Annotated in this window: 19 protein-coding genes; 8 read left to right on the top strand and 11 right to left on the bottom strand. The window is 74.3% G+C overall.

The genetic code is table 11. The features are described 5' to 3' along the window. Nucleotides 1-100: 100 nt before the first annotated feature. Nucleotides 101-967, top strand: coding sequence for a hypothetical protein (locus ACH4SL_RS29625; protein WP_398451088.1), 867 nt, complete (start codon nt 101-103; stop codon nt 965-967). 172 nt (nt 968-1139) lie between these two features. Further along, nucleotides 1140-2801: a glycoside hydrolase family 27 protein gene (locus ACH4SL_RS29620; RefSeq protein WP_398451086.1), complete on the top strand. Its 1662-nt coding sequence runs from the start codon at nt 1140-1142 to the stop codon at nt 2799-2801. Between the two features lie 66 nt (nt 2802-2867). Here ACH4SL_RS29620 and ACH4SL_RS29615 read toward each other — a convergent pair whose 3' ends face one another. From ACH4SL_RS29615 to ACH4SL_RS29600, 4 genes are all read right to left on the bottom strand, one after another. Next, nucleotides 2868-4121 carry a S8 family serine peptidase gene (locus ACH4SL_RS29615; RefSeq protein WP_398451084.1) on the bottom strand — a complete coding sequence of 418 codons (1254 nt, stop codon included), beginning with the start codon at nt 4119-4121 and terminating at the stop codon, nt 2868-2870. After that, nucleotides 4118-6328, bottom strand: coding sequence for a hypothetical protein (locus tag ACH4SL_RS29610; RefSeq protein WP_398451082.1), 2211 nt, complete (start codon nt 6326-6328; stop codon nt 4118-4120). The genes ACH4SL_RS29615 and ACH4SL_RS29610 overlap by 4 nt, the downstream gene beginning before the upstream one ends. 283 nt (nt 6329-6611) lie before the next feature. Further along, nucleotides 6612-8243 carry a carbohydrate binding domain-containing protein gene (locus tag ACH4SL_RS29605; RefSeq protein WP_398451080.1) on the bottom strand — a complete coding sequence of 544 codons (1632 nt, stop codon included), beginning with the start codon at nt 8241-8243 and terminating at the stop codon, nt 6612-6614. Between the two features lie 242 nt (nt 8244-8485). After that, the gene (locus tag ACH4SL_RS29600) at nt 8486-8881 is read right to left on the bottom strand and encodes an ArsR/SmtB family transcription factor (RefSeq protein ID WP_398451078.1); all 396 of its coding nucleotides are present in this window, start codon (nt 8879-8881) and stop codon (nt 8486-8488) included. 123 nt (nt 8882-9004) lie between these two features. Here ACH4SL_RS29600 and ACH4SL_RS29595 point away from each other — a divergent pair, with 123 nt between their 5' ends. Continuing rightward, on the top strand, nt 9005-10246 hold the full coding sequence (locus tag ACH4SL_RS29595) for an MFS transporter (protein WP_398451075.1): 1242 nt from the start codon (nt 9005-9007) through the stop codon (nt 10244-10246). Between the two features lie 39 nt (nt 10247-10285). Here ACH4SL_RS29595 and ACH4SL_RS29590 read toward each other — a convergent pair whose 3' ends face one another. Then, nucleotides 10286-11569: an MFS transporter gene (locus tag ACH4SL_RS29590; RefSeq protein WP_398451073.1), complete on the bottom strand. Its 1284-nt coding sequence runs from the start codon at nt 11567-11569 to the stop codon at nt 10286-10288. Between the two features lie 112 nt (nt 11570-11681). On the opposite strand from ACH4SL_RS29590, the gene ACH4SL_RS29585 reads away from it, so the two are divergent. After that, on the top strand, nt 11682-11879 hold the full coding sequence (locus ACH4SL_RS29585) for a hypothetical protein (protein WP_398451071.1): 198 nt from the start codon (nt 11682-11684) through the stop codon (nt 11877-11879). A gap of 102 nt (nt 11880-11981) precedes the next feature. Here the strand turns inward: ACH4SL_RS29585 and ACH4SL_RS29580 are convergent, their stop codons facing one another. The 3 genes from ACH4SL_RS29580 to ACH4SL_RS29570 all read right to left on the bottom strand — a co-directional run bounded on the left by ACH4SL_RS29580 (nt 11982) and on the right by ACH4SL_RS29570 (nt 15818). Next, nucleotides 11982-13190, bottom strand: coding sequence for an RICIN domain-containing protein (locus ACH4SL_RS29580; protein WP_398451069.1), 1209 nt, complete (start codon nt 13188-13190; stop codon nt 11982-11984). A 107-nt stretch (nt 13191-13297) separates the two neighbouring features. Then, a complete protein-coding gene (locus tag ACH4SL_RS29575) occupies nt 13298-14557 on the bottom strand; it encodes an RICIN domain-containing protein (RefSeq protein WP_398451067.1) in 1260 nt (419 codons plus the stop codon). Between the two features lie 214 nt (nt 14558-14771). Then, nucleotides 14772-15818 carry a LacI family DNA-binding transcriptional regulator gene (locus ACH4SL_RS29570; RefSeq protein ID WP_398451065.1) on the bottom strand — a complete coding sequence of 349 codons (1047 nt, stop codon included), beginning with the start codon at nt 15816-15818 and terminating at the stop codon, nt 14772-14774. A 443-nt stretch (nt 15819-16261) separates the two neighbouring features. Between ACH4SL_RS29570 and ACH4SL_RS29565 the strand changes: the two genes are divergently transcribed. After that, entirely contained in the window at nt 16262-18505 is a 2244-nt protein-coding gene (locus ACH4SL_RS29565) for a CBM35 domain-containing protein (RefSeq protein ID WP_398451062.1), read from the top strand. Nucleotides 18506-18564: 59 nt separating this feature from the next. Here the strand turns inward: ACH4SL_RS29565 and dmpI are convergent, their stop codons facing one another. Continuing rightward, nucleotides 18565-18753, bottom strand: coding sequence for a 4-oxalocrotonate tautomerase DmpI (gene dmpI / locus ACH4SL_RS29560; protein ID WP_398451060.1), 189 nt, complete (start codon nt 18751-18753; stop codon nt 18565-18567). A gap of 109 nt (nt 18754-18862) precedes the next feature. Next, entirely contained in the window at nt 18863-19825 is a 963-nt protein-coding gene (locus tag ACH4SL_RS29555) for a LysR family transcriptional regulator (protein ID WP_398451057.1), read from the bottom strand. Between the two features lie 130 nt (nt 19826-19955). On the opposite strand from ACH4SL_RS29555, the gene ACH4SL_RS29550 reads away from it, so the two are divergent. The 3 genes from ACH4SL_RS29550 to ACH4SL_RS29540 all read left to right on the top strand — a co-directional run bounded on the left by ACH4SL_RS29550 (nt 19956) and on the right by ACH4SL_RS29540 (nt 22106). Next, nucleotides 19956-20231, top strand: a complete 276-nt coding sequence (locus tag ACH4SL_RS29550) for a hypothetical protein (RefSeq protein ID WP_398451055.1) — start codon at nt 19956-19958, stop codon at nt 20229-20231. Nucleotides 20232-20370: 139 nt separating this feature from the next. Next, nucleotides 20371-21165 (top strand): SDR family NAD(P)-dependent oxidoreductase, encoded by a 795-nt coding sequence (locus tag ACH4SL_RS29545; RefSeq protein ID WP_398451053.1) that lies wholly within the window; start codon nt 20371-20373, stop codon nt 21163-21165. A gap of 89 nt (nt 21166-21254) precedes the next feature. Next, nucleotides 21255-22106, top strand: coding sequence for a sulfurtransferase (locus ACH4SL_RS29540; RefSeq protein WP_398451051.1), 852 nt, complete (start codon nt 21255-21257; stop codon nt 22104-22106). Between the two features lie 56 nt (nt 22107-22162). On the opposite strand, the gene ACH4SL_RS29535 is transcribed toward ACH4SL_RS29540, so the two are convergent. After that, on the bottom strand, nt 22163-22411 hold the full coding sequence (locus ACH4SL_RS29535; protein ID WP_398451049.1) for a WhiB family transcriptional regulator: 249 nt from the start codon (nt 22409-22411) through the stop codon (nt 22163-22165). Nucleotides 22412-22418: the final 7 nt, after the last annotated feature.

Genomic DNA, 22418 nt, shown 5'->3' with positions numbered 1-22418 from the left:
TGGCCGCCGGGGGCGGACGAGACCGTACGGAGACCCCGGCGTTGCCGGAATGCCTCCGTCGCCCCGGCACCATGACGGCATGGGGGATGTCGCGGGAAACATGAGCAGGGGCGAACGGGTGGCGCGCGGCTGCGCGTTCACCGCGTTCGGCGTGGTGGGGCTGGTGCTCGCGGTGCTGCTGTACGGGATGTGGGAATTCCGCGAGCAGACGAAACCTGTCGCCCCGCCGGACGTCGCCGCTTTCGCGCACTCCCCGGCCGCCCGGACGGCCGACGCCGCTGCGGCGCGGTCCGCCTCCGCCGACCTGGGAGCGCTCGCTTCGGCCCTGCCGTGGGCCGAGCCACTCGGCACCTCGGTGTCGGACCTCTGCCGGAGCCGGCCGAGCGGATCGGTGGTCGGCAGCCGGGGGAACTGGAGCCTCGTGGAGTGTGTGCGCTTCACCGTCGCCTACGTCGCGTTCGACGGTGACGTCCGGGCCCGCCTCCGGGTGATCGACTCGGCGGTGGCCGCGCAGGGCTGGGAGGGCGGCAGCACGCTGACCGAATCCGCCGCCGACCCGAACCGGACCACGCCGCTCCCCTCCCCGAGCACGGCGCCCCCCGGATGGGGCCGGATCTCGGTGGTGGATGCCCGTCCCCCCTACCAGCCCACCGGGAACGACGCCGACCCGCACCTGCGGGTCTCCGTGGCCGGCGCGCCGGACGACCCGGAGGCGGACACCGGCGGCTTCCAGGACGGCGTCGGTTCCCAGCGGTACAAGGACCGGGGGACCTTCTACGTCACCTGGCAGCCCCTGTCCACCCACGCGGTGGCCCAGGCCGCCTTCGCCGCCCACCACTACGTCGCCGCCTTCTCCGTCGTCACGCGCTACATCGTGCAGTCCCCGCCCGGGACGCCGACAACGCCCACGACGCCGACGACGTACGACCCCGGGCCGTGCCTCAGCGGCAGCCACAAGTGCTTCTGACACAGGCCGCGGAACACGGGATCTGCCGCCGCGGCAGCCGCTCCCGCGTTGGAACATGTTTCTTTGGTAGGGCACTTGACGCTCATTCGAACACGACCTCACACTGTCGCACACCCCCACCGCAGGCTCTCGGGGCAGCGCCCCGCGCCGCCCCGCCTAAGGAGCGACGCCCATGCCGATCACCCTCCGAAGGTTGACCCGCACCGCCCGCACCGCCCGCACCCCTCGCCCCCCACGTTCCCGGCTCGTGGCCGCGCTGACCGCCCTCGGGCTCGCCGCCGTGACCGCGCCCGCGCTGGCCCTGCTGGCGCCCGCTCCCGAGGCCGCCGCGCTGCCCAACGGGCTGGCCCTCACCCCGCCGATGGGGTGGAACGACTGGAATTCCTTCGGCTGCAACGTCACCGAGCAGAAGGTGAAGTCCGTCGCGGACTACATCGTCTCCTCGGGCCTGGCGGCCGCGGGCTACTCCTATGTCGACATCGACGACTGCTGGATGTCCGGCAGCCGCGACTCCGGCGGCCACCTCGTGCCCGACCCGGCCAAATTCCCCGACGGCATCAGCGGCACCGCCGCGTACGTGCACGGCAAGGGCCTGAAGCTCGGCATCTACGAGAGCGCGGGCACCAAGACCTGCGCAGGCTACCCCGGCAGCCTCGGCCACGAGCAGACCGACGCCGCCAGCTTCGCCTCCTGGGGCGTCGACCTGCTCAAGTACGACAACTGCAACGGCGACGGCTCCTCGCCGCAGTCGCGCCAGACCACCATGCGCAACGCGCTGGCCGGGACGGGCCGTTCCATCCTCTTCAGCCTCTGCGAATGGGGCCAGGACAGCGTCTGGACGTGGGGCGCGGGCGTCGGCAACATGTGGCGCACCACCGGGGACATCAACGACAGCTTCGGCTCGCTGCTGTCCAACTTCCACACCAACGTCGGTCTCGCGCAGTACGCCGGTCCCGGCGGCTGGAACGACCCCGACATGCTGGAGGTCGGCAACGGCGGGATGTCCTACGGCGAGGACCGCAGCGAGTTCAGCCTGTGGGCCGAGATGGCCGCCCCGCTCATCGCGGGCAACGACCTGCCGGGCTCCTCGGCGGCGACGCTGTCGATCCTCGGCAACCGCGACGTCATCGCCGTCGACCAGGACTCGCTGGGCAAGCAGGGCAAGGAGATCTCCTCCTCCGGCGGCCTGGACGTCCTCACCAAGCCGCTCGCCAACGGCGACGTGTCGGTCGTCCTCTTCAACGAGAACGCGGGCGCCGCGACGATCTCCACCACCACGGCGGCGGCCGGGATCTCCGGGGCGTCCACCTACACCCTGAACAACCTGTGGTCGCACGTGAAGACCACGACGAGCGGCGCGATCTCCGCCACCGTCCCCGGCCACGGCAGCGTCATGTACCGCGTGTCGAAGGGCTCGGCCACCACCACCGGCACCACGCACCCGCTGGTCGGCGCGTCCTCCAACCGCTGCCTGGACGCCTTCGACAACCAGACCGCGCCCGGCACGAAGGTCGAGATCTGGGACTGCAACGGCGGCGCCAACCAGCAGGTCACCCTCACCGCGGCCAACGAGCTGCGGCTCTACGGCGGCACCCTGTGCCTGGACGCGACCGGCGGCGGCACCGCCACGGGCACCGCCGTCGAGCTGTGGACCTGCAACGGCGGCGCCAACCAGCAGTGGCGGGCGAATCCGGACGGCACGGTCACCGGCGTGCAGTCCGGCCTGTGCCTGGACGTCACGGGCGGCGACAAGGCCGCGGGCAACGTCAACGGCACCCCGCTGGAGCTGTGGACGTGCAACGGCGGCGCCAACCAGCAGTGGCGCCTGGGCTGATCCCACCGCCCCCGGCCGCGCGGGGAGGGGCGCCGCACCCGGGTCCCCTCCCCGCGCGACCACCCGTCAGAAGGCGCCGAGACCGTCCGGCGTGCCGTTGCCCGTCGGGCTGTCGTAGCCAGGTCCCGCCGTGCACTGGTAGTCGCCGCCGCAGTCCATGCCCTGGACGTTGCTTCCGGTCGTGACGTCCGTCAGGCCTGAGGCCGCCGCGTACAGCGCGGAGGCGTCAGGGAAGCGGGCGGGATGCCCGGCCAGCGCGACGACCGCGGCGACCAGCGGCGCCGACGCGCTCGTGCCGCCCACCACGGCCCACCCGGCGTCCGTCCCACCGGTCCCGTCCGTGGTGTAGACGGCGAGCCCGGTGTCGGGGTCGGCGACCATCGAGACGTCGGCGACCGTCCGGCCCGGGCAGTTGGGGTCGTGCTGCCACGCGGGCTTGCCGACCCACGCAGAGCAGCCGCTGCCCGCGCCCTGCCACGCGCTCTCCGACCACCCGCGGGCGGTGCCGGGATCGCGGGCGAGCGTGGTGCCGCCGACCGCGATCACACTGCTGTACGCCGCCGGGACGCCCGGGATGCCGTACCCGGCGTCCCCGGAGGAGGCCACGACGGCCACGCCCGGGTGGGTGTAGTGGTCGGCGTAGGACGCGTTCGGACCGCTCTCGGCCGCGGTGTAGCTGTTGGAGATCTCGGTGGCGCCGAACGCGGCCGCCGTGTCGACGGACGCGGCGAGCGTGTCCCCGGCGGCCTGGTCGGCCTCCACCAGCAGTAGGTGGCAGGAGGGGCACAGCGCCGAGACCGCGTCGAGGTCGAGCGCGGTCTCCGTCGCCCAGCCCTGGTCGGGTGGCAGCGGGGCGCTGTCCCCGCGCTGGTTCACCTTGCGGAAGCAGCCGTTGGCCGTGGTGCACGCCGACAGGCCGAACGTCGTGCGGTAGACGGCGAGATCGGCCTCGGCCCGCGCGGCGTCGCCCGCCTCGACGACGGCGACGGTCTGCCCGGAGCCCCCGGTCGCGGGCAGGCCGTAGGCCGCCCGCAGCTCCGCCGGTCCGTAGCCGGGCGGCAGCGCGGCCCGCGACGCGGTGGCCGCGTGCGGGCCGCGCACCCCCTCACCGGCGTGCAGATCGGTGCGCACCTGGGCGAGGCAGCGGGCGAAACCCGGCTTCGGGGTGCCGCACACGTCGCGGACGGGTGGGGAGGACGCGGCCGCGTTCCCGGCGGGGACGACGGCCAGGGCGGCGGCCGTGGCGAGGGCGGTGAGGTACGGGCGCACGGTCGCGGACTTCGATGCGGGCTTCCAAGCGGGCTTCATCGGGAGCTTCATCGCGTGCTCCCCGGGGCGATGCCGTAGGCGGCGCTGACGGTCTGGGTGATCGAGCCGCCCGCGCCGTCCGTCGCGGTGACCTTCAGCGAAGGCGCGGCCGTGCCGGTGTTCTGCCAGGTGGCTTGGTAGGCGCCGGCGCTGCCGGTGAGCGTGGCGGGCCGCCAGGTCGCGCCGCCGTCGAAGGAGACGGACACGGCGGCGGACGTGACGGGGGCGTGCGAGCCGCGGCCGTCGTAGGACAGGTGGCCCACGGTGAGGTCCAGGCTCTGCGCGGCGCCCTGGGGCCCGGTGTTGGACGGGTCGGTGTCGAGCCGGTAGTCCAGGGTGAGCGCGGGCATGATGCGGCAGCCGGCCGCCGGGCAGGGCACGTCCGCGGGCAGGTCGAGACCCGGGTCCGCGCCCCGGCCCGGGTCGTGGAAGGCGAGTTCGGTGCGGGTCCGCACCGACTGGCCCGCGCCCGTCGCGGTGCGGTCGGTGTCGAGGACGGCCCGGTAGTCCGCGGGCCCGTCGTCCGCGGGCACCTGGGCGCCGATGACGTCCGGCTCGTCGACGAGCTGCGTGCCGTCCCGGGAGAGGGTGAAGGCGGTGTCCGCGGCGACGTTGCCCGCGTGGTCAGGTTCGCTGTCGCCGGTCGGCAGGTAGAGGGTGAACTGCCCGCCGCCCGCGCACGCGGTGCACGCGCGCACCTGCTGGTCGTGGTGGGTGCCCAGGCCGGGGGCGAGCGGCCCGTGGGCCCAGTCGACGGTGCGGGTGGCTCCGGCGGCGAGGGTCAGGGTGTCGGCGTCGAGGGTGTCGAGCTGGGCCGTCACCGTACCGAAGGCCCATCCGCCGCCGTCGGCGGTGCCGACGTAGTCGGTGCGGCTGCCGGGCATGGCCTGGCGGCCCTGGTCGGCCGGCGGCGGCAGGACGGTCTCGCCCGCCGCCTCCACCGCCCGGGTGAAGTCGTCGACCGGCAGCACGTAGAGGGCGCCGAGGCCGCTGCCGGACGCGGGGTCCGCGGAGAAGCGGTGCCGCACGGTGGCCAGTTCGCCGGGCTCGGCGCGGAACGCCTGGTCGGCGGGCACGTCGTCGGAGCCGAACGCCAGGTCGTAGCGGTACGCCCCGCCGTCCGGCGCCGCGCCGCCCCACTGGACGACGTACCGCGAACCGGCCGCGTCCGCGGGACGCGCGTTGACGTAGACGGGCACGGTCGCCGGGCTGCCGACCTGGACGCTGTCGAAGGTGACGTTGCCGGACGGGCCGGTGCGGAACCAGGTGAGCTTGAGGATGTCCGCGGTGGCGGGCTGCGGGGTGGTGACGGTGACGCGCCGGTCGGCGGCGGCCTCCTCGACGGCCACGGTGGTGTCCGGGCCGTCCTCGGCGACTGTGGCGTCCTGGGCCACCTCGCGCCAGGCCGTGTCGCTGCCGTCCGCGGCGCGGTCGACGAACAGCGTGTAGACGGCGTAATGCCCCGCGGGCACCTGGACGTTGCCCTCGCCGTCCTCGACGGGCACGACCGTGCCGAAGCGGCTCACGTCGTCGGTGTTGAGCACGATGCTGCCCAGCGGTGTGTTCCCCGGCCCGCCGGACAGGCCGCGGGCGCTGATCCGCAGGGTGTGCAGCGGGAAGTGCGGGCGGGCGGCGGTGCCGGAGCCGGCGAGCCGCACGGACTCCAGCGCCGGGGGCAGATGCCGCTCCTTCAGCGCCCGGCCGAACGCGGGCGCCGAGCCCGGGTCCAGGACACCGGTGGCCGAGCTGCCGGATACGGACGTGAGCCGCACCCCGGGCGGGGCGGCGGGCGCGGTGCCGGCGGCGAAGGTCAGGTCCAGCGGCGTACCGCCGCCGGCGGCGCCGCTGCGGGCGAGCGCGGTGACGTCGAAGAGGGAGAGGTCGAGCCGCCGGCCCACCTCCGGCAGGACGTCGGCCGGAACGGCGTAGGTGTCGCCGCCCCCGCCGCCGAAGGACACCAGCGTGGCGGCGGGGCCGTCCTGCGGCAGCATCCGGTAGCCGCCCGCCGGACCGGCCAGCAGCCGCTGTCCGGTGACGAGGGAGACGGTCCTTGTCACGGGCGCGGGCACCGCCTCGACGGAACCGGCCGGGGACGCGCCGCGTGCCGGGGCCCCGCTCGCGGCGCCTCCCGCCGCTCCCGCGGTGGCCAGTGCGAGGGCGAGCGCGACCGCCGCGCGGGTGAGCGCCGGGGCCGGGCGGCCCCTTCGTCTCGTGAGCATGTTTCCTCCGTGGGGGGAAAGGCGTGGGGGGACAGTTGCCGTGCGGGCACTCGCTGGGCCGCCAACTCGCCGCAACGCCACGGGATTCCACTGTGTCACGAGTGACGCACGGGACACAGGTGGCGTGCACGCGCGATGTGCCGCCCGGTCCCGGACACACCGGTGCCCCCGCGCGTCGGCGGGGGCACGGAGAGAGCGCGGAAGGCGCCGCGGCACACGACCGCGCCCCGGTCCGTGACGGGGCACGTCACGGACCGGGGCGCGGGGGCTGCGCGGCGGGGCGTCAGCGCCCCTGCAGGGACCTGACGTTGTCGCCGAAGGTCCAGCCCTTCGAGCCGTCCCAGTTGACCGACCACGTCATGAGGCCCTTCAGCGAGCCGCCGAAGGCGTTCCACGACTGGCTGACCAGGCCGGGCGCCATGTAGCCGCCGCCCGCGCCGGGCTGCGCGGGAAGGCCGGGCACCTGCTTGTCGTACGGCACCTTGACCGTGGTGCCCTGGATGGTCAGGCCGTTGTTGAGGCACGTGGTCTGGGCGGTGAAGCCCGCGACCGTACCGGCCTCGTACGAGTCGCCGGAGCAGCCGTACATGCTGCCGTTGTAGTACTGCATGTTCAGCCACCACAGCCGGCCGTTGTCCACGTACTTCTTCACGATCGGCAGGTACGCGCCCCAGATCGAGCCGTAGGTGACGCTGCCGCCGGTGACGTACGCGGTCTCGGGCGCCATCGTCAGGCCGAAGCCCGCGGGCATCTGCGCCAGCACGCCGTCGATGATGCGTTCCAGGTTGGCCTGGGAGGCGGACAGCGTGTTGATGTTGCCGCTGCCGGACAGGCCGGTCTCGATGTCGATGTCGATACCGTCGAAGTTGTACTGCTTGAGGATCGGCACGACGGTCGCCACGAAGCGGTCCGCGACCGTGCTCGACGACAGGTCGATACCCGCGGTGGCGCCGCCGATGGACATCAGGATCGTCGCCCCGGCCGCCTTGGCCTGGCACATCTCGGCGGGCGTGGCGACCTTGACGCCGCTGTCCATGCCGTCCTGCCACTCGACGGTGCCGTCCGAGAGGATGACCGGGAATGCGGCGTTGATGACGTTGTAGCCGTGCTGGGCGATCCGGCTGTCGGTGATGGGCGTCCAGCCGAGGCCCGGGTGGACACCGTTGGCGGCGCCGTCCCAGTTCTCCCAGTAGCCCTGGAGGACCTTGCCCGCGGGCCGGGGCTTGGTGGCGCAGGTGCTGCCGGGCGGGGTGGTGGTCGGCGGGGTCGTCGTCGGGGTGGTCGGGGGAGTGGTGGTGGGGGTGGTCGGGGGCGTCGTGGTGGGCGGCGTCGTCGGCGGGGTGGTCGTCGGCGAGGTGGGCGGCGTCGTGCCGCTGCCGCCGGGGCCGGTGAGGTTGAAGTCGTCGGCGTAGTAGGCGGGTTGGCCGTACCAGCCGTGTACGTAGACCGTCACCGACTTGGTGTTGGCGCCGGTGGTGAAGGTGGTGCTGAGCTGCTGGTAGGAGGACGCGCCCGGGGTCCAGGTGGACGGGTCGGTGCCGCCGGTGCCGGTCGCGCCGATGTAGACGTAGCTGCCCTGGACGTACGCGCTGAGCGTGTACGCGGAGTTGGGCTGGACGCTCACCGTCTGCGAGCACTGCGCGCTGTCGGAACCGCTCGGCGTGCCCTTCAGCGCGGAAGTCCCGGAATGCACCGGGCTGCTGACGGTTGCGCCGGAGCCGCCGGTGCACGTCCAGCCCGAGAGCCCGCTCTCGAAGCCGGAGTTGGCCACCAGGTTGGCGGCGGCCGCGCCGGCCGCCGCCCCGGAGCCGACGAGCGCGACGCAGGCGCCCACGACGGCCGCGGCGCTCACCCCGGCCACGGTGCGCCGCACGGCGGCCGACCGGTCCGGAAGGGGCAATCTCCTTCGGAACATGCTGTGTTCCCTTCTCGCCACGTGCCAAGGGCATGAGCAAGTGAGTGGGGGGAGGGCGTGACGCCCGGCTCAGGGTGAAGTGGAGACATGCGCGTGTATGACCGTCGGGATCGTAGGAGCGGCAGCAGGGCGCGTCAATAGGTCTGGACCAAAAGAGGTCTGGACCAAAGTCGGATCGGGTCACGCCCGGGACCTGCGGATCGGCCTCCGGTAGCGGTGTCCTCGCGGCGTTCCGTTCGCCGTCAGGCCGCCGGGGGCGGTGTCCAGGCCGCCACGAGGTCGACCAGACCGGGGAAGCGCGCGTCGAGGTCGTCGACGCGGACGTGGCTGCGGCGTTCGAGGCCGTACTGCCGCTGGCGGGTGACGCCCGCCTCGCGCAGCGCCTTGAAGTGGTGGGTGAGCGACGACTTGGGCCGGTCGAGCCCGAACCAGCCGCAGGAGTGGTCGAAGTCCTCGGACTCCAGGAGGAGTTTGCGGACGATCGTCAGCCGCAGCGGATCGCTGAGCGCGCCGAGCACGGTCTCCAGCCGCAGTTCGTCGACGCCCGGCTCCGGCAGCGGTTCGGGCAGGTCGGACGGCTCGGGCAGCGCCTTGACGGCACGTGCGGCCGTCCCGGTGGGGGTGCTGGCCGGGGACATGGCGACTCCTCGTCGGTGCGGAGCGGTCGGTGCGAACTGCTTGTACGACTCGAATCGTACTGCATGCTAAGTTCGACTCGACTCGTACTGCTGGAGACCAGCGGCACATCGGGAGGAGCAGTCATGTCCGAAACCCGTATCGGATCCGTCCGCACCACAGGGGCGAGGGCGCCCGAGGCGCCCGCGCCACCGCTGCGGTGGGTGTGGCTGGCGGCCTGGCCGGTCACGGCGGTGTTCGTGCTGTCGAACGCGGCGACCCCGCTGTACGTGCTGTGGCAGCGCGACATCGGCTTCTCCAAGGGCACCCTGACCGTGGTGTTCGCCTTCTACATCGTCGGCCTGCTCGGTTCGCTGCTGGTGTGCGGCGTGCTCTCCGACCGCCTCGGCCGCAAGCCCGTCCTGCTGCCCGCCCTGGCGCTCGCCCTCGCCGCCTGCCTGGTCTTCGCGACGGCCACCAGCGTGGCCGCGCTCGTCGTGGCGCGGCTCTTCACCGGGATCGCGGTCGGCGCGGCCGTCTCGGCCGGCATGGCCGCGGTGACCGACGTCGCCGGCCCCGCCCGGCGGCGCACCGCCGCCCTGCTCGCCTCCTGCGCCATGGTCTTCGGCGCCGGGCTCGGCCCGCTGCTCGCCGGGCTGCTGTCCGAGCTGGCGCCCGCGCCGACCGTCACCGTCTTCGTCGTCGAAGCCGTCCTGCTGGCCACCGCGGCGCTCTGCGTGCTGCGGATGCCCCTGCACCGCCCCGCCGCACGCGGCACCGGCGCCTGGATACGGGTGCCTGGTGTCCCGCGCGGCAACGGCCGCCGGCTCGCCCTCGGCATCGCGGTGTTCGCGCCCGGCATCACCGCGACGTCCTTCGTCCTGTCGCTCGGTCCCTCGCTGCTGTCCGGGCTGCTCGGCACCACCAACCGGATCGTCGCCGGGGCCACGGCGTTCGTGATGTTCCTCGCCGCCACCGGTGTGCAGTTCGCCGTCCAGCGGCTGCGCCGCCGCACCGTCCTCGCCGCAGGCGCGGTGAGCACCGCGCTGAGCATGGCCGCGCTGGTCGTGGCCGTGCACACCTCGTCGGCGGCCGTCCTCGTCCTGTCCGCGCTGCTGGCGGGCGCGGGCCAGGGCATGGGCCAGCTCGGCGGCCTGTCGCTGCTCAACTCCGCCGTCCCCCCGCAGCGCCTCGCCGAGGCGAACGCGGCGCTCAACGTGGGCGGCTACCTGCCGGCCGGCGTCCTGCCGGTCTCCGCCGGCTACCTGAGCGACGCCGTGGGCCTGACCACCGGGGCGACCGTCTTCGGCGCCGTCCTCATGGGTCTCGCCGTCCTCGCCCTCGTGACGGTCCTGTCCACCCGGCGCGAGGCGACCGACCCGGCCTGACGCGGTCGCCCCGGGCGCGCACGGCGAGCGGCCCGCCCCTCAGCGGTCGGCGCCCGGCAGCGCGGGTGCGCCCTGCGCCGAGGGCGCGCCCGCGTCCGGCCGTACGGCGCGGGTCCGCCCGGCCCACGCGGCGAGCGGCGGCCCCGCCGCGCCCAGGCAGGCGAAGAACACGCCGAGGAGCAGCCACCCGCCGTGCCCGAGGGCGAGGACCGCCCCGGTGAGGACCAGCGGGGCGAGGGCCTGGCCCGCGTCGAACCCGATGCCGAGGAAGCCCTGGTACTGCCCCTGGGCGTGGTCCGGCGCCAGGCCGAAGCCGAGCGCGTAGCCGGCCGAGGACTCCCACACCTCGCCGAGGCTGTGCACGCACACCGCGAGCGTGGCGAGCGCCGGTGCGACCCAGCGCGGGACATCGGCCGTCAGGGCCATCAGCGGGCAGCTGACCAGGAACATCAGCCCGGCGAGGCGGAAGGCGCGGCCGCCCTGCCCGGAGGTCTCCACCCTGGAGCCGAGCCTGCTCTGCAGCAGCACGCACACGACGCTGTTGACCGCGTTGACCGCCGCCACGGTCCAGCGCGGGGCGTCGGTGTGGGAGATGAGCCAGAGCGGCAGCAGCAGGGAGATCACCTGGTATTGCAGCCCCATGGCGCTGTAGACCCCGACGAAGGAGACGTACGGCCGGTCGGCGAGCACCGACCACCGGCGGTGCTCCGCGGGCAGGGGCGGCGGCCGGCGGTCCGGGACACCCACCAGCACGATCAGCGCGGCCAGCGCGAAGCTGGCGGCGTTGGCGAGGATCAGCGCGGTGTAGGCGGCGCGGGTGTCGATCTGGATCGCGACGGCCGCGCCCAGCGTGCCCGCGACGACGCCGAGGTTGACGAAGGTCCGCAGCCTCGCCCGGAAGGCGGCGGGCCGCTCGCCCCCGACCCGCGCGACCACGGCGCCGCTCGCGGCGCCGTTCGCGGTGCCCGCCAGCCGGTCCAGGGCGGCGACGAGGGTGAACGCGGCCCAGCTGTCGACGAGGACGAAGGCAGCCATGGTCGCGGCCTGCACCACCAGGGTCACCAGCCAGATCGTGCGCGCCCCGTACCGGTCGGCCAGATTCCCCGCCGGTACGCCGGCCGCCAGCCCGCACAGGCCCGCGATCGTCAGACCCGCCCCCACCTGCGCGGCGGGCAGGTGCACCACGAGCGTGAAGTAGAGGACCGCCGCGGTGTTGAACAGCCCGTTGCCCACCCTGCTGACGAAGGCGGCGGCGATCAGGGCGCGCTGCGTGCCGGAATCCGGCCCGCGGGGTGTTCGCCCCCCAGCTCCGTTCCCGATCACGCAGGTCAGGCTAACAGGGGGATTTCCCGGTACGGGCCCGGCCGCTGCCCCGGCAGGCTAGGATCGAATGTCCGGGGTCCGTCGAGCGGGCCCGCCAGGCACGGGGGTGCTCATGATCCTGATTCTCGCGGCAGCGGCCTTTCTCCTCGCGCTGATCGCCTGCGTCGTCACACTGGTCCGTCGCGGTTCCGCCCGCGGCGAGCTGCGCGGCGAGGCCGCCCACCGGGCCGAGGCCGTGTACCAGCGCGCCTTCCACGACGCCCGCACCGTGCACAACTCCGCGGCGATGGGCGACAGCTACCACCGCTGACCGCGCCCGGCGCGCCACGCCGTCCCCCCGCCCCGGATTCCGGGGAGCGGGGGGACGGCGTTCGCGTCCCGGCGGCCGGTCCGGCCGGCCGCCGGGAGGGCGTCACCTCAGGGACCAGACCTGGTTGGGCTGGGTGCCGCTGCCGTAGCAGTCCCAGATCTGCAGCCGGGTGCCGTTGGCGGTGCCCTGGCCGGTGGCGTCCAGGCACTTGCCCGAGTTCGGGTTGACGATGGTGCCGTTGCCGTTGACCACCCACTGCTGGGCGGTGTTGTTCAGGCACGTCCACAGCTGCACGACCGTGCCGTTGCCGGTGCGGGCGCCCGAGACGTCCAGGCACTTGCCGGAGTTCGGGTTGACGAAGGTGTTGCCGACGCGGTTCCACTTCTGTGCCACCGTGCCGTTGCAGTCCCACAGCTGGACGACGGTGCCGTCCGCGGTGCCGGCCGCGTCGACGTCGACGCAGCGTCCGCTGCCCTGGCCGACGACGGTGCTGCCGGTGCCGCCGCCCCCGCCGCCCGTGCCGCTGGTGGTGAAGCTGAAGTTGTCGACGCCCAGGCCCTGCCCGCCGACCCACGGCTCGAAGCCGAACTGGACGCTGGTCATGTACCAGGCGCTGCTCATGTACCCGCGGCCGGTGACGTCGTCGGTGAAGTCCTTGATGTGGACGTCGAGGCTGCCGGTGGTCTGCTGCCGCACGTAGGAGATCACGTTCCAGGAGATGCCGCCGTTGGACAGCCGCCCCTCCCACACGTCCCATGCCGCGCCCTCGATGTTCGCGGTGCCCACCTTGCTCCCGGCGGGCTGCGGCGGGCCGGAGTGGCTGCCCCAGATCATCAGCTCGGCGCCGTTGTTCTGCCCGGCGGGGCTGGGCGAGGAGTCGAACCAGATGTCGTACGCGGCGTCCCAGGAGCCGCCGGAGGTGTGGTAGGCGACCGTGGTCTCCGGGTTGCCGAACGCGCTGACCTGGAGCGGGAGCCCGCTGCCCGAGGTGCAGTTGCCGTAGTGGCAGCCGGCGTAGATCGACGGGTAGGCGGCCGGTGCGCCGTTGGTCGGCACGTTGTGGCTGGCCGTGGTGACGGTGAAGCCGCTGCCGGTGACGTTGAGGCACTGCGGGGAGGTGTCCCCCCACTCGTTGTTCTGCACGATGTAGCGGCCGCCGGCGATGGACGTGCTGCCGAACTGGTCGCAGATCTGCGTGTCGGCGCGGGCGGTGGCCGGGTGCAGCAGGGCCGCGGCGACGGCGAGCAGCAGCACCGCCAGCGCGGCGGCGGCACGGCGCAGGGGCCGCGGCGGATGGGCGTTCACGTTCACGGACGGTCTCCTCGGGGGTCGGTGGTGGGGCACGGACCGGGCCGGCAGCGGCGGGCCGCGGGGTCGGGGGGTGGTTCAGCCGGGAGCGGCGGGCTCGCGGTCGGGGGTCAGCGCATGGTCCACTTCTGGTTGGAGCCGCCCCAGCAGTCCCAGATCTGCACCGGTTGGCCGTCGTCGTTCTCGCCGGTCCCGCCCGCGACCTCCAGGCACCGGCCGGATGCCGGGTTGCGTACGGTGCCGTCGCCGCCGATCCGCCACTGCTGGTTCGAGCCGCCGGTGCAGTCCCACAGCCCGACCTTGGTGCCGTTGGCCGTGGCCGAGGGGCCGCCCTGGATGTCCAGGCAGCGCCCGGACACCGGGTTGCGCAGGGTGCCGTCGGCGGACGCCTGCCACTGCTGGTTGGCGCCGCCGTGGCAGCCCCAGACGATCGCGGGCGTGCCGTTGGCGGTGCCGCCGCCGTAGACGTCCAGGCACTTGCCGCTGCCCTGGCCGACGAGGGTGCTCGCGGTGTCCGAGCCGTCCAGGGCGCCGCCGAAGCGAGCCCGGGGCACGCCCTTCGCCCAGGCGGCCGGGCCGAGCCCGAGCGAGCCGCCCGCGACGGCGCCGTTCAGGAAGTCCTTGTACCAGAGGTTCCAGTTGTCGTAGCCGCCCTGCGTGCGGACGTACCCGTACGCCTCGCCGCAGTGCACGCCGTCGACGTGGCTGGGGTCGTCGGCGCACTGCGGAGCGCGCGAGCGCAGGCCCTTCTCGTCGAAGTAGAACTGCGACAGGCCGTGCAGCCACTCGTGCTTGGTGCCGGCGAGCATGTCGCTGCCGTAGCCGTAGCCGTAGCCGTCCGGCGTGCCCGGGTTCCCCTGGGTGGACCAGGTGACCTGGGCCGTGGTGGTGCGGGCCCCGCCGCCCGCGGTGGTGTTGTGGTAGTCGGCGCTCGCGTCCCACACGATCACCGAGTCGTAGCGCCCGGCCGGCTGCACGTAGGCGGCCACGTCCTGCGGCACGTCCTCGGGCCAGACGTTCGGCCACACCGCCGGGTCGCCGCCGCTGCGGTAGCGCTCATTGCTGGTCAGGTCGTGCGGCACGACGACCACGGTGGGCACCACCCGCACCTGCCCGCCGGTGTAGTCCGCGACCGACTGCGGCCAGGTGCCGGCCGCCGCGGTCTGCGCGGCGGACAGCATCGCGGCGCTGAAGTCGGCGGCCGGCTGGCCGGGGACGCGCACGTGCGGATAGATCAGGAAGAGCACCTTGAACGTCACCAGCGGGCCGCCCGCCGCGGCCGCCGCCCGGGCGGGCGAGCCCGCCCACGACACCAGCAGGCACAGGGCCGCCGCCAGGACGGCGGCCGACTTCCGGGCTGCGCGTTTCACAGGACCTCCACGGTCGGGGGGCGGTCTCGGCGCGGAACGCGCCCGGGGGGGGCGGGACCGCCCTTCGTGAGGGGTATGAATCCACGCCCCCGCGCGCCGGGTCAACGGCCCGGCGGGCGTTGAAGAAGTGCACCCGGGCGGCCCGGAAACCGCTTCCCGCGCGCGTCGGCGCAGGCCCGCGAGCGAAACAACCGCGAAACCCGCGCGGCGGGACTCAGCCGGGCGGCGGCGCCGTGCTCTGCCGCTCCACCAGCGGGGTGCGCACCTCCACCCGGGGCGGGTCCACGGTCTCCCCGGCCACGAGCCGCAGCAGCGTCCGGGCGGCGAGCGCCGCCATCTCCCGCACCGGCTGGCGGACCGTGGTCAGCGGCGGCTGGCCGTAGCCGGTCAGCGGCAGGTCGTCGAAGCCGACGACGCTGACGTCGTCCGGCACCCGCAGACCGCGCTCGCGCAGCACGGTGCACACGCTGAGGGCCTGGTGGTCGCTCGCGGCGAAGATCGCGGTGGGCGGCGGCTGCCCGGTGCGGGCGGCGTCGTCGAGCAGCGCGAGGGCCTGGGCGCGCCCGGCCGCGGTGTCGAAGGCCCCGAAGCGCAGCCAGCCGTGCGGCACCTCCTGCCCCGCGCGCTCCATCGCGGTGCGGAAGCCGTCGGCGCGGGCCCTGCTGCTCTGGAAGTGGCTCGGCCCTGCCAGGTGCGCGATACGGCGGTGGCCGAGCGCGAGCAGGTGCTCGGTGGCGGCGATCGCGCCCGCGCGGTTGGTGGCGCCGATCGTCGGCACCCCGGCGTCCACCGCGCCCACCGGGTCCATGACGACGACGGGCAGGCCGCGCGAGGCCAGCGCGAGGTGCTGGCGCGGGGTGGGCTCGCTCGCCACCAGGATCACGCCGTCGCAGCGCCGCTCGCGTAACTGGCCCAGCCAGGCGGCGGTACGGGCCGGCTCCGCCTGGAGGCCGCTGACCGCCATGGTGGCCCCGGCGGCCTGGAGCACCTCGCAGGCGCCCGCGACGACCTGGGCCGACCACTGGCTGTCCAGGTCGTTGAGCACCAGGTCGACGATCAGGCCCGGCGGCGGCGGGGACGGCCGCCGGATGTCCCGGTGCCGGGAGAGCACCTGCTCGACCCGCTCCCGGGTGGCGGGGGAGACCCCCGGGCGACGGTTGAGCACCTTGGAGACCGTGGCTGCGGACACCCCCGCCTCGACGGCGATCATCCGGCTGGTGAGAAGGGCGTCCCGCTGCCGGGCGCCGGGATAGGGCTGCATACGCGCTCCGCGTCCGGAGGAGTGGGGGAGGGACGCTCCGAAAGTTGCGACAGTTTCCATCGGACGGTAGGGACGCCGGTCACCGCCGTCAAGAGGCACGACGCCGCAACTGCGGCTCGTCCACGGTGCGGTGCAGGACCGTGGACGCCCGAGTGGGATGCGGGCGGGGGTCGGAAACACTCCGACAGTTCATCGTTCACCGGCAGCCGGATGCCCGTGCGGGCGGTCGCCCGCCCGCGACAGGCCGCCCGGCGAGGGGGATCCGGACCCGGCCCGACCGCCCGGTCGCCGAGTTTCGCGCCCGCGACCTGCGCACATGCCCTCCGTAACGCCTTGCCGCGTTGCCGCCGGTTGAAGACTTCAAGCCGCTCCGGTGCCTTGACCCGGCACTCCGGGCCGTGACTTCATACCGGCGGCGGCCGGCGGACGACCCGGGAGGGCTCGTGGGATTCGTGAGACGCGCGTGGTGGAAGGCGGCCCTGGCCGCAGGTCTCGCCCTGGGCCTGGTGCTCCCGGCCGTCCCCGGCGTCGCGGCGCACCCGGCCGCCGCGGCGGCGGTCGCGGCCGCGGCGCCGGAGGTGATCACCGTGGACACCGGGGCGCAGAGCGGGCCGATGGCCAAACCGGGGCTCGGCTCGCTCTTCGGTGTCGCCTCGCAACCCGACACCCCGGCCGCACTCGCCGCGCAGACGCAGAATCTGCTGGCCCAGCACGCGAGCCTGGACGGTGACACCTCGTACCCCACCTCCACCGAGAGCGTCGCGGGCAAGCTGAACGGCACCGGCGTACGGATGATCGTGCGGTACAACGACCTGATGGGCGGCTGGCCGTACATCTGGAAGGGCCTGGACGACTGGCTCGGCAAGGTCGACAGCGCCACCCGGTCCGTGCAGAAGTACCGCTCCCAGGTCTACGCGGTGGCGCCCCTCAACGAGCCGGACAACAAGCTCGGCACCTCGGCGGGCAGCCCCTTCATGACCGACCCGCAGGTCCAGGGCGCGACGTACGACGACAAGGTCAACTGGCTGTGGACGCAGACGGTACGCCGGATCCACGCCATCGACCCGACGCTGCGCACCATGGGCCCCAACTACGAGCACTACAACCCCTGGGAGTCCGCCGACCGGCAGCCCCGGATGCGCGCCTTCCTGGTCAACGCCATGAACACCGGGACGGTCCCCGACGTCATCGGCTGGCACAGCCTCGGCCCCAGCCCCGGCGACGTGCCCGAGTCCCTCACGCACTACTACCGTCCGCTGGAGCAGCAGCTCGGGCTGCCGGGCGCCCCGAAGCCGGTGGTCGTCGAGGAGTACGGGCCGGGCACCGGCGACTTCGAGGGCGTGCCCGGCACGATGGTCAAGCACTGGGCGGAGTTCGCCCGCTACGGGATCGACGCGGCCTCGATGGGCACGTACACCAACGTCGGGCTGCTCGGGAACACCCTGCGGCGCACGCCCGGCGGGCAGCTGTCGCCCAACGCCGGCTGGTGGTTCGAGAACTGGTACCAGCAGATGCAGGGCAACCAGCTCGCCGTCAGCCGCTGGGACACCCGCCACTACCAGGCCGCGGACGGCGTCGCGTCCTTCGACCCCGGCAGCCGCACCGTCACGCTGCTGGTCGGCGGGGAGACCACCGACCTGGACGTGAAGCTGCTCGGCGTCGCCGCCCGCGGCCTGGGACCCCAGGTGCGCGTCCGGGTGGACGACGCGCACTGGACCGGCGACCCGAACGCCACCCACGCGAGCGTCGAGCAGGGCGGCGACCCGCAGACCGGCGGCTACCGCGTCCTCGACACCACGATGACGTTCGACGGCTCGGGCAACCTCACCGTGCCGCTGCGCGGCCTGGAGCAGTACGACGGCTACCGCGTCACGCTCTCCCCGGTCACCGCGCCCGACGCCCAGCCCACCAAGTACGAGGCCGAGCAGGCCCGCCGCACCGACGCCGTCCTGCACAACGGTTCCGACGCGGCCCTGGCGTCCGGCCACGCGTACGTCGGCGGCATCGACCACCCGGACTCCTCGGTCGCCTTCACCGTCACCGCGCCCTCGGCCGGGATCTGGACCATGGCCGTCCGCTACGCCAACGGCACCACCGCGGACGCGACCCACACCCTGACCGTCAACGGCCGCGCGGAGCAGCCCGTCGACTACCCGCCGACCGGGGGCTGGCTCGACACCGAACCGCACACCGTCTGGACACGGGTCCTGCTGGACGCCGGGACGAACACCGTCACCCTCGGCAAGGGCACGGGCTACGCCGAACTCGACTCCGTCGACATCCGCCCCGACACCCACCGCTACGAGGCCGAGTACGCCGCCGTCACCGACGCCGGCATCCACCCCTTCGCGTACAACGGCTTCCCCGACTACGTGGGCGGCATCGACAACGCCGACAGCGCCGTCGACTTCGCCGTCACCGCACCGGCCGCCGGCACGTACCGCTTCACGGTCGGCTACGCCGACGGTACGGCTGCCGCCGCGACCCACCAGGTCCTGGTCAACGGCGCCGCCGCCGGGACCATGTCCTACCAGCCGACCGGCGGGTGGCTCGGCACCCCCGTCCAGGACCGGCTGGAGGCGCAGTCCTCGGTGCGCGTCACGCTCACCCAGGGCGTCAACCACATCGTGCTGCGCAAGGGCGACGGCTACGCCGAGCTCGACTGGGGAGTGCTGGGCCCCGGCTGACCGCGCCGGCCCCCGGCGGCCCGGCGGCACCCCCGTTGCCGCCGGACCGCCGGGGCGCGCTACTTCCTGGTGTCGGCCGTGAGCTTGCCGCCGACGCCCCAGCTCTCGGGGCTCGTCTCCTGGATCCACACCTGCACGCTCTCGGCCGGGACCTGGAGCGCGTCCACGAACGCGTCGGTGATCCGCGCGACCAGCTCGCGCTTCAGCTCGACGCTGCGCGGGCCCTGCTGAACGGTGACGATGGGCATGATGTCCTCCTGGGTTCTCCGGGTCGCGGGCGGGTGGCCCGCGACCTCCTGGTGACTCCCAGTCCACACGTTCCGGCGCCCCGCACCCAGACCCGGTCCGCGCGTGCAGTCATCTCGGATCGAGATCGCCAGGACGGGGATCGCCCGGGCCCGGACCGTCGCCCCGGCCGGAGTCGCCGCGCGCCACCGTCCGGCAGGCGTCCAGCAGCGGGCGGAGGCGGTGCGCCGGGGTCTCCCGGCGCACCACCAGCACGCCGGGCAGCGCGAGCCGGTGGCCCGCCGGGTCCGTCACGTGGACGAAGGCCACCCGGCTGTGGCGCAACTGGGCGGCGTGGGAGGCGTACACGACCGTCCACGCCGAGCGGCCCGCGCCCAGCGAGGCGAGGTTGTCCTGGAGCGAGCCGTGGCTGCGGCCGGGGACGGGCTCGAACCCGGCGTCGTGGCAGGCGCCGACGACGAGGTCGACCAGCGGCGGGTTGTTCCGCCGCTCCGTCAGCAGCAGCGGCAGGCCCGCCAGTTCGGTGAGCGGCAGGGTGCCGCGCCCGGCCAGGGCGTGCCCGGCGGGCAGCGCGGCCACCAGCTCGTCCTGCCACAGCGGCAGCAGGCGTACGCCCTCGGGCACGTCCACCTCGCCCCGGGCGAAGGCCGCGTCCCACTCGCCCGCGGCGACCCGCGCGAGCCGCACGTCGAGCGGGCCGGAGAACAGCTCGACCGCGGTGCCGGGCGACTCCCGCTGCAGGACCTCCAGCACCTGGTCGAGGCGCTCGCCCATCCCCGTGCTGGTGCCGACCCGGAGGGTGGCGCCGCGGTCGGCGACGAACCGCTCGACGGCCCCGCTCGCGCGCCGGGCGGCGTCCAGCACCTCGCGGGCGGCGGGCAGGAACTCCTGCCCCGCCTCGCTCAGCCGCACGTGCCGCGGCGAACGGTCGAACAGCTCGACGCCCAGCTCCCGCTCCAGCCGGCGGATCTGCGTGCTCACGGCCGACTGGGCGATCACCAGGCGCTCGGCGGCCCGCCCGAAGTGCAGATCCTCCGCCACGGCCACGAAGTAGCGGATCTGGCGCAGCTCCATGCCGCCGCGTCCCCTCTCACCCGACGACGATCTTTCCAGGCTATCCGGCGGAACCGGGCGGCGCCGTCGCAGGTCCTTGAAGGCATCCGCCCGGGCCGCGGGGCCCACCGCCTGCCGAGACGAGGTCGAGATGAAGCGCCGTTCGACGAAGTACCTGACCGTTTTCGCGTCGATCGCCGTCGCCGTGGCCGCCCTCACCGGATGCGCCAGCGACTCACGCGGCACCGGCGACGCGCCCGTCGCCGACCACCGGGGCGAGGACAGCCCCGCCGACGTCACCAACTTCCCCGACGGCTTCGCGAACATCGCCACCAAGTGCGTCGCGGGCGCCCCCGGCTTCCGTGCCTTCGTCACCACCCGCGAGGCCGCGCCCATCGTGCTCGCCGACCCCGCCTGCAAGGGCTGACGCCCGCGCGCGTCCGGCGGAGCCTCCGGAAAACCCGGGCGAAAGCCCCCGGGTGGCCGAGCCCGGGCCGCGGCGGGCCGGGAAGGAGAACCCTGGCGGCCCGGACCGCGGGCCGCCGGGACCACCGGGAGACAGCGGCATGCTCATCGACCTTTCCGGCCGGACCGCCCTGGTCACCGGCTCCACGCAGGGCATCGGCCGCGCGATCGCGGCCGGTCTGGGCCGGGCCGGTGCCCGCGTCGGGGTGAACGGCCGCAGCGCCGGGTCGGTGCAGCGGGCGGTCACGGAGCTGTGCGACGAGACCGGGCGGGACGGCTTCTTCGCCGCGCCCGGCGACCTGGCCACCGACGAGGGCGCCCGCCGGGTCGCGGACGCGCTGCCCGCCGCCGACATCCTCGTCAACAACCTCGGCGTCTTCGGCGCGGTCCCCGCGCTGGAGATCGACGACGCCGAGTGGCGCCGGTACTTCGAGGTGAACGTCCTCGCGGCGGTGCGGATGATCCGGACGTACCTGCCGGGCATGAAGGACCGGGGCTGGGGGCGGGTGATGAACGTCGCGAGCGACTCCGCCGTGGTCATCCCCGCCGAGATGATCCACTACGGCATGACGAAGACGGCGCTGCTGGCCGTCACCCGCGGCTTCGCGAAGGACGCGGCGGGCACCGGAGTGACCGTCAACTCGCTGATCGCCGGGCCCACCCGCACCGGCGGCGTCGAGGACTTCGTGTACTCCCTGGTGGACCGCGAGCTGCCGTGGGAGCAGGCGCAGCGGGTCTTCATGGCCGAGCACCGGCCGCAGTCGCTGCTGCGGCGGCTGATCGAGCCGGAGGAGATCGCCAACATGGCCGTCTACCTGGGCTCCGACTTCGCGACGGCCACGACCGGCGGGGCCGTCCGGGTGGACGGCGGCTACGTCGACTCGATCCTGCCGTGACCGAAACCGCGGGCGAGGGGCCCCGATGTACGTCTCGTACTGTGGACGATATTGGCTCACCATGTGGACACATGGCTAGAGTTCCCGACATGACCGAGCATGCGAGTGTCCCGCCGTTCGTGCGGGTGGACGAGCTGGACGCACTGACCGGACGCGTGGTCCTGGCGGACGTGCGGTGGTATCTCGACGGCCGCTCCGGGCGGGCCGCCTACGAGACCGGGCACCTGCCGGACGCGGTGTTCGTGGACCTGGACCGCTGGCTGACCGGGCCGGCCACGCCGGAGGGCGGCCGCAACCCGCTCCCGTCGCCGGAGGTCTTCAGCCGGGGCATGCGCACCCTGGGCATCGGTGACGAGGACGTCGTGGTGGCCTACGACGACCAGGGCGGCGTGATCGCCGCCCGCCTGGTGTGGATGCTGCGGACCACGGGCCGGCGTGCCGCGCTCCTGGACGGCGGCCTCGACGCCTACCTCGACGCCCGCCCCGGCACGCTCACCTCGCGCGAACCCGCTCCGGCCGAAGCCGTCTTCACCGAACGCCCGTGGCCGGACGACGTGCTGGTGGACGCCGACGGTGTGACGGGGCCGGACGTCCTGGCGGTCGACGCCCGCAACCGGGACCGCTTCCTCGGCGGGCAGGACCCCGTCGACCCCCGCCCCGGCCATGTCCCCGGCGCGCGCAGTGTCCCCTGCCGGGAGAATCTGGACGACCGCGGCCGCCTGCTGCCGCCCCAGCAGATCCGCGACCGCTTCGCCGCCGCCGGGATCGACCGGCACACCGCGCCGCTGGTCGCCTCCTACTGCGGCTCGGGGGTGACGGCCTGCCACAACCTGCTGACGATGGAGCACACGGGAATCGGCCGGGGCCGCCTCTTCGTCGGCGGCTGGTCCGCCTACGGCCGCGACCCGTCCCGCCCCGTCGAGACCGGGCCCGCGCGCTGATGTCCCGTCAGCCCGCCGCCCCGGGGCAGCCGGGAGCGGCGGCGCGTCGGCACCGCTCAGCTGCGGGCGCGGCGCGCGCGGCGCCGCAGCGTACGGCGCTCGTCCTCGCTGAGCCCGCCCCAGACACCGGCGTCCTGGCCGGAATCCAGCGCCCACTGGCGGCAGGCGTCCATGACGGGGCACCGGCGGCAGACGGCCCTGGCCTCCTCGACCTTCAGCAGGGCCGGCCCCGAATTGCCCACGGGAAAGAACAGTTCGGGGTCCTCGTCGCGGCAGGCGGCGCGCAGTTGCCAGTCGGGGATCATCGTTCCT

This window comes from Streptomyces sp. NPDC021020 (assembly GCF_044333285.1).
Lineage (GTDB): Bacteria > Actinomycetota > Actinomycetes > Streptomycetales > Streptomycetaceae > Actinacidiphila.
The sequence above is the reverse complement of the archived record's forward strand: the minus strand, read 5'-3'. Positions and strand labels throughout refer to the sequence as shown.